At 67.3% G+C, this 6,647-nt stretch carries 7 protein-coding genes; 1 reads left to right on the top strand and 6 read right to left on the bottom strand.

Annotated features, from left to right (window positions below; all coding sequences use genetic code 11):
- The 3 genes from IPU70_RS32355 to IPU70_RS32345 all read right to left on the bottom strand — a co-directional run.
- The coding region (locus IPU70_RS32355; protein ID WP_207473987.1) for a DUF4880 domain-containing protein at nt 1–221 on the bottom strand (221 nt) is incomplete at its 3' end.
- Complete coding sequence (locus IPU70_RS32350; protein ID WP_207473984.1) at nt 218–763, bottom strand: RNA polymerase sigma factor; 546 nt, start codon at nt 761–763, stop codon at nt 218–220. The genes IPU70_RS32355 and IPU70_RS32350, both read right to left, overlap by 4 nt.
- Before the next feature lie 183 nt (nt 764–946).
- A complete protein-coding gene (locus tag IPU70_RS32345; RefSeq protein WP_207473982.1) occupies nt 947–2,167 on the bottom strand; it encodes an MFS transporter in 1,221 nt (406 codons plus the stop codon).
- Between the two features lie 210 nt (nt 2,168–2,377).
- On the opposite strand from IPU70_RS32345, the gene IPU70_RS32340 reads away from it, so the two are divergent.
- Nucleotides 2,378–3,319, top strand: a complete 942-nt coding sequence (locus IPU70_RS32340) for a LysR family transcriptional regulator (protein ID WP_207473979.1) — start codon at nt 2,378–2,380, stop codon at nt 3,317–3,319.
- A gap of 11 nt (nt 3,320–3,330) precedes the next feature.
- Here the strand turns inward: IPU70_RS32340 and trxB are convergent, their stop codons facing one another.
- Genes trxB through IPU70_RS32325 form a run of 3 tightly spaced genes read right to left on the bottom strand, consistent with a single transcriptional unit; the run spans nt 3,331 to nt 6,584 of the window.
- Entirely contained in the window at nt 3,331–4,296 is a 966-nt protein-coding gene (gene trxB, locus IPU70_RS32335; protein ID WP_207473977.1) for a thioredoxin-disulfide reductase, read from the bottom strand.
- A complete protein-coding gene (locus tag IPU70_RS32330) occupies nt 4,293–5,309 on the bottom strand; it encodes a tripartite tricarboxylate transporter substrate binding protein (protein ID WP_207473974.1) in 1,017 nt (338 codons plus the stop codon). Before IPU70_RS32330 ends, trxB begins: the two co-directional genes overlap by 4 nt.
- Nucleotides 5,310–5,351: 42 nt before the next feature.
- Complete coding sequence (locus IPU70_RS32325; protein ID WP_207473971.1) at nt 5,352–6,584, bottom strand: CaiB/BaiF CoA-transferase family protein; 1,233 nt, start codon at nt 6,582–6,584, stop codon at nt 5,352–5,354.
- Nucleotides 6,585–6,647: the final 63 nt, after the last annotated feature.

The raw sequence follows: 6,647 nt of genomic DNA, 5'->3' as shown, positions 1-6,647 counted from the left end.
TGGGCGTGCGTACGCGTCGGCGCGGAGTCCGGGAGCGGCAGCGCCGCCATGTCCTCCCACACCTGCTCCAGCCGTTCGTACTCCCGCTGGTGCTCGGCCGAAGCTCGCAGCCACGCCTGGAAGGCCTGTTCGGCGCCTGCGTCGGACGCGCGTTCCCGGCGGCGCATGAACCATGCGCTCGCGGCCTCTTCGACAGCGGACAAAGGTAGGGATCGGGTCATGGCGTTTCGCCGTGGACACGGCGCTTGCAGTGCGCCAGCGCCAGTTGCAGGTGCTTCTCCACCGCCCGCACGGAGATGCCCATGTGCTCGGCGATGTCCTCGCAACGGAGCTCATCATACCGATAAAGCAGGAAGGCCTCGCGCTGGCGCGGCGGCATCTCGTCGATGGCGGCCTGCAGCAGGCGCAGGCGCTGGCTGGCGTCCGCGCGGGCTTCGGGCTGTTGTCCGGCGGGAGCAGCCAGACCGCACGCCGTCGGTTCGAAATCCTGATCGTCCAGACTGGCCACCACATGTTCGTCGCGCACGTTCTCGCGGCGCCAGTGATCGCGCAGCAGGTTGCGGGCGATCTCGTACAGATAGGCGCGCGGCTTCTCCGGCGGCTCGGCGCCTTGATGCGCGGCCAGCCATTTGGCGAAGGTCTCCTGCGCCAAATCCTGGGCGGCCTCGGGCGAACGCTTGAGCTGCCGGTTCAGGAAACCGACCAGCTCCGCGTTCCACGACTTGTATGCCTCGGCGATTACGCCGAAGAACCGCTCCCCCATGATGCCCCTGTCGATGTCCGGCGCCGGGTTCTGTGACCCGGGCGCGTAGGCATGGCTTGATCAAATGATAATGATTCTTATTGTACCAAGATTATCGAGTGTTGCTGCCGGGGATAGAGGCAGCGCAATCTCTACGCGGAACTGGCCGAGGGTTTCGACGCGCTGTTCACGGCGCGCACCGCATCAGGGCGCGTGCAAGCTCCTGAGCTTCCTCAACTCCGGAAACCACCGCATCCACAATCCCGCCACGGCGATGGTGCCGACCCCGCCGATCACCACCGCAGGCACCGCGCCGAACGCCGCGGCCATGACGCCGGATTCGAATTCGCCGAGCTGGTTGGAGGCGCCGATGAATAGCGTGTTCACGGCGCTGACGCGGCCCAGCATATGGTCGGGCGTGTTCAGTTGCACCAGCGACGAACGCACCACCACGCTGACCGCATCCGCCGCGCCCAGCACCACCAGCGCGCCGATGGACAGTGGGATCGAGGTGGACAGGCCGAATACCGTGGTGGCCAACCCGAACACCATCAACGCGCCGAACAGCAGCCGGCCCACGTGTTCGCCCAGGCTTAGGCGGGCCAGCGTCAATGACATCAGCGCGGCGCCGCAGGCGGGGGCGGCGCGCAGCGCGCCCAGCGCCCAGGGGCCGGCGTTGAGGATGTCCTTGGCGAAGATGGGCAGCAAGGCGGTGGCCCCGCCCAGCAGCACGGCGAACAGGTCCAGCGACAAGGTGCCCAGCAGCAGGCGGCGCTGAAAGATGAAGGAGATGCCCGCAAACAGCGTGCGCCAGGTGGTCGGTTCCTTGCGCGGCGGAGCGCGCTCGATGACCAGCGTGGCGATGGACGCGAAGGCCGACAAGTACAGGGCCGCTGCCACGCAGTAGATCCACCCTGCCCCCAACCCATAGCCGACGCCGCCCAGCGCCGGGCCGGCGATCTGCGCGATCTGTCCGCCGGAGGACGCCAGCGCGGTCGCGCGCGGTAGCCATTCGCGCGGCACCACCGCCGGGATCAGCGTGGCCATGGTCGGGGCCTCAAAGGCGCGGGCCGAGCTCATGATGATGATGGTGGCGTAGATCAGCGTCTTGCCGCCCACGCCATGCAGGGCCGCGATTGCCAGCACCAGCGTGGCCAGCGCTTCCAGCGCCATGCACAGCGCCACGATCTTGCGGCGGTCGTAGCGGTCGGCCACGTGGCCCACCACCAGGGTCAACGCCGCCATGGGCAGGAACTGCGCCAGGCCGATCAGCCCCAGGTCCAGGGCGCTGCCGCTCAGCGCATAGATCTGCCAGCCCACCGCGACCGAGACGATCTGGAAGGCCAGCGATGCGCCAATACGCGCAAACAGGTAATGCAGGAAGGCGGGACGTTGAAGCGGACTGGGGGAATCGGGGGCGGGCATGAGGGATGGCGCTTGAGGCGCGTGACGGGCGCCGAACCCCGCATTCTAGGAAGAAGTCGCTGACGGGAAACTAAGAGCCTCCCCTGCAGACGGGTTTCGGAAATCCAGCCTGTCCCGGAAGACGGCGGCTCTCATTCATGCGCAAGGCGGATGCGTGAAATCTATAATTCCGATTCCTGCATAAATCGACCCGTACAGGGAAAACCACCCATGGCCACGCTTCCCGACTTGAGTTCGCGCGAATTGCAGGCGATCAGCACCGTCGCCGAGTGCGGCAGTTTCGTCGCCGCCGCGCTGACGCTGAATATCTCGCAACCCGCGCTTACACGCACGGTGCAGCGCGTGGAAAAGGCCTTGGGCGTCGAGCTGTTCCATCGTTCCACTCGCCGTGTTGAAACCACGCCAGCGGGCCAGGAGTTTGTGTCGCTGGCGAACCGCATGCTGTCCGACCTGCGCATTTCCTACGAGAACATGCGCGAGATTTCGGATGAACAGCGTGGCCGTAGCATCGTGTCCGCGGTGATGTCGGTGGCCTACACGCAGCTGCCGGGCATCGTCGCCCGCTATCGCGAATCGCGGCCTCGCATCGAATTGCAGATCCGCGAGGGCGTGCACGGCACGGTGCTGGACGACGTGCGCAGCGGCGTGGCCGACATGGGCATTACCTACATCGACGAAGTGCCAAGCGATTTTTCGGTAGTGTCGCTGGGCCGCGAAGCCTTTCATGTGGTGATGCCGCGCAAGCACCCGCTGTCCACGCAGACCGGCGTGACGCTTGAGCAACTGGCGCCATATGCGCTGGTCTCACTGCCGCGCGAGGCGCAGACGCGCCGCCTGATCGACAGCCATGCGTCGATTGCCGGCGTGCCGCTGCGGCACGCGGTCACGGTCAGCCAGTTCGCCACCGTGATGCAATGCGTGTGGGCTGGCGTGGGCATCGCCATTGTGCCTGGCGGCGCGGTGCCGGCCGCGCTGAGCGCGGACCTGGTGGCGCGGCCGTTGACCAAGCCCGCGTTGAGCCAGGCCATCGGCGTGGTGTTCCTCAAGGAGCGCGGCCTGACACCCAGTGCCAGCGGCTTCCTGGCGCAGTTGCGCAGCGACTGGGTGCAGGTCGTTGCGCCCGCGCGCCGCGGCCGCCGCAGTGGCGCCTAGACCAACCGGCCTCAGAACGCCGACCGTTCCAGAAAGCGCTGCGCGTCCAGCGCCGCCATGCAGCCGCTACCGGCGCTGGTGATGGCTTGCCGGTACACCGTGTCCTGCACGTCGCCAGCGGCGAACACCCCGCCTACGCTGGTCATGGTGGCGAGTCCCCTGCGTCCAGCTTGCGTCACGATGTAGCCATCCTCCAGCGCAAGCTGGCCTTCGAACAGCTCAGTGCTGGGACGATGACCGATGGCGACAAAGCATCCGCTCACCTCCAGGTCCACGCAGCTTCCATCTGCCAGATGCCGGACACGCACGCCCGTCACTCCGCCCGCATCGCCCAGCACCTCGTCCAACACACTGTCCAGCTTCAACCGGATCAGGCCTTGTTCGACCTTGGCCTTGAGTTTGTCCAGCATGATGGCCTCGGCGCGGAAGGTTCCGCGTCTGTGGATGAGCGTGACGGAACGGGCGATGTTCGACAGGTACAACGCTTCCTCGATCGCCGTGTTGCCGCCGCCCACCACGCATACGTCGCGGCCGCGATGGAAGAAGCCGTCGCAGGTCGCGCAGCCGGATACGCCTTTACCCATGTAGGCCTGTTCAGACTCCAGTCCCAGATAGCGCGCGACCGCGCCCGTCGCCACGATCAAAGCGTCGCAGGTATAGGTCGCGCGTTCGCCACGCAGGGTGAAGGGGCGCCGCGACAGGTCCACGCTCTGGACGTGGTCGGCGATGACCTCGGTGCCGAAGCGCAGCGCATGGTCCTGGAACCGTTGCATCAGGTCAGGCCCCTGCACGCCGTGCACGTCGGCGGGCCAGTTGTCGACATCGGTCGTGGTCATGAGCTGGCCGCCCTGCGCCATGCCCGCGATCAGCACCGGCTTCAGGTTGGCGCGGGCGGCGTAGACCGCGGCGGCATAGCCGGCCGGTCCGGAGCCGAGGATGAGCAGCCGCGCATGGCGGTGGGAGTCGACGGCGCTCATTGCAGACGGATTCCCGCCAGCCGCACGATCTCGGCATAGCGCTGCGCTTCGGAACGGCAATAGGCGTCGAAGTGCTCCGGCGTATCGCCCACCGGCATGGCCTGCGCGTCGGCCAGGCGCGCGCGCACATCCGGTTTTTGCAGCACCGCATTCACTTGCTGGTAGATGCGTGCGACCAGTTCCGGCGGCGTTTGGGCCGGCGCCCACATGCCGTACCAGGTGGTCAGGTTGACGCTGGGATAACCCAGTTCGGCGAAGGTCGGCACGTCCGGCAACGCGGCCACGCGCTGGTCCGAGGTGACTGCCAGCGCGCGCAGTTTGCCGCCTTTGACGAGGCTGATGGACGAGGGCATCGAGTCCAGCATGTAGGTGACCTGGCCGCCGATCACATCGGTCAGCGCCGGCGCGCTGCCCTTGTAGGGGATATGCGTGACGTCGAGCTTGGCGGCCGCCTTGAACACCTCTCCAGCCAGATGGCCGGGCGTGCCGTTGCTGGATGACGCGAAGTTGTGGCGGCCGGGTTGCGAGCGCACCAGGGCGATCAGGTCGGCAACCGAGCGCACCGGCGAATTGGCGCTGATTACCAGCTGGATGGGCGTCGAGGCCAGATTGGTGATGCCGCGGAAATCCTTGAGCGGATCATGCGACATGTTGGCGTAGAGCGCCGGGTTGACCAGCTGGCCCGAGACATTGATCAGCAGCACGTAGCCGTCCGGTGCCGCCTTGGCCACGACGTCCGCGCCTATCATGCCGCTGGCGCCGGGCCGGTTGTCGATGACGACCGATTGTCCCAGCTTGTCGGCCAAGGTCGCCGCGACGATGCGGCCCACGATGTCGGTGGGACCGCCCGGCGGATAGGGAATGACGACGCGCAACGGCTTGGACGGGTAGTCGGTGGCGGCCAGCGCGCGGGCGCCGCCGCAAAGCGTACCCAGGGTTGCGCCCGCGGCTCCGATCAACAGGCGGCGCCTGAGGGGGTTTGAGGGGTCCTGCGCCAGAATGCATGGTTCCATGGTTTGTCTCCCTAGTCTCATTCTTGTGTAAGGCACAGCTACTCAGGATGCGGCGGCGATCGCGCCGTTGCGCCGCAGTTCGGCGAGCGCCTCTGGCGCCAGTCCCAGCATGTCGCGCAGGACCGGTTCCGTATGGGCGCCCAGTACAGGAGGCGCGCTGCGATACTCCACAGGCGTGCCCGATAGATGCAGGGGATTGCCGATCAGTTCGGCGCAGCCCGATTGCGCGTCGGGCATCGGCACGCGCATGCCGCGTTGCAGGACTTGCGGATCGGCGAATACTTCCGCCAGGCCATTGATGGGGCCGCAAGGCACGCCCAGCGTTTCAAGCGTGGACAGCCAGTGCGCGCTGGGCTGTTCCGCCATCTGTGTCTGGATCTGCGGAATCAGCGTGTCGCGCGATGCCAGCCGCGCCGTGTTGGTGGCGTAGCGCGGATCGTCCGCCAGGTCGGGGCGACCGATGGCGCCGCAGAAGCGGCGGAATTGCGCGTCGTTGCCCACGGTGACGATGACGTGGCCGTCGCGGGTGGCGAAGTCCTGGTACGGCACGATATTGGGGTGGGCGTTGCCCAGGCGCGCGGGTTCGCAGCCGCTGGCCAGGAAGTTCATGGCCTGGTTCGCCAGCGCGGCCACCTGCACGTCCAGCAGGGCCACGTCGACGTGCTGGCCCTCGCCCGTGCGGTCGCGATGCGCCAATGCCGCCTGGATGCCGGCGGTGGCGTACAGGCCGGTCAGGATGTCGGTCAGCGCCACGCCGACCTTCAAGGGGCCGGCGCCGGGCTGGCCATCGCCTCGGCCGGTGATGCTCATCAGGCCGCCCATGCCCTGGATCAGGAAGTCATAGCCCGGCCGGTTGGCATAGGGCCCGTCCTGGCCGAAGCCGGTGATGGAGCAATACACCAGCCCGGGATGGCTGCGCTTGAGCGTGTCATAGTCCAGGCCATAGGCCTGCAGACCGCCCACCTTGAAGTTCTCGATCAGCACGTCGCATTGCGCGGCCAGCGCCGCCACCAGCCGCTGGCCATCGGGCGTGGCGATGTCGACCGCCACAGACTTCTTGTTGCGGTTGGCGCCCGCGAAGTAAGCCGACTGCGCTACGTCGCCCCATTGCGGATCGCTGATCCATGGCGGGCCCCAGCCGCGCGTGTCGTCACCCTGGCCGGGCCGCTCGATCTTGATGACCTCCGCGCCCAGATCCGCGAGCAGCTGGCTGGCCCAGGGGCCCGCCAGCACGCGCGAAAGGTCCAGCACTCGCAAATGCGATAGTGCGCCCATCGTTCTGTCTCCCGTTGTCGCCGCGCCGTCGGCCGCGGCGCCTGAGACGCCGCCTCGGCGGCC

It is taken from the genome of Achromobacter sp. SD115 (genome assembly GCF_017355315.1).
GTDB lineage: Bacteria > Pseudomonadota > Gammaproteobacteria > Burkholderiales > Burkholderiaceae_B > Achromobacter > Achromobacter xylosoxidans_B.
This window is presented reverse-complemented; position numbering and strand designations above follow the sequence as displayed.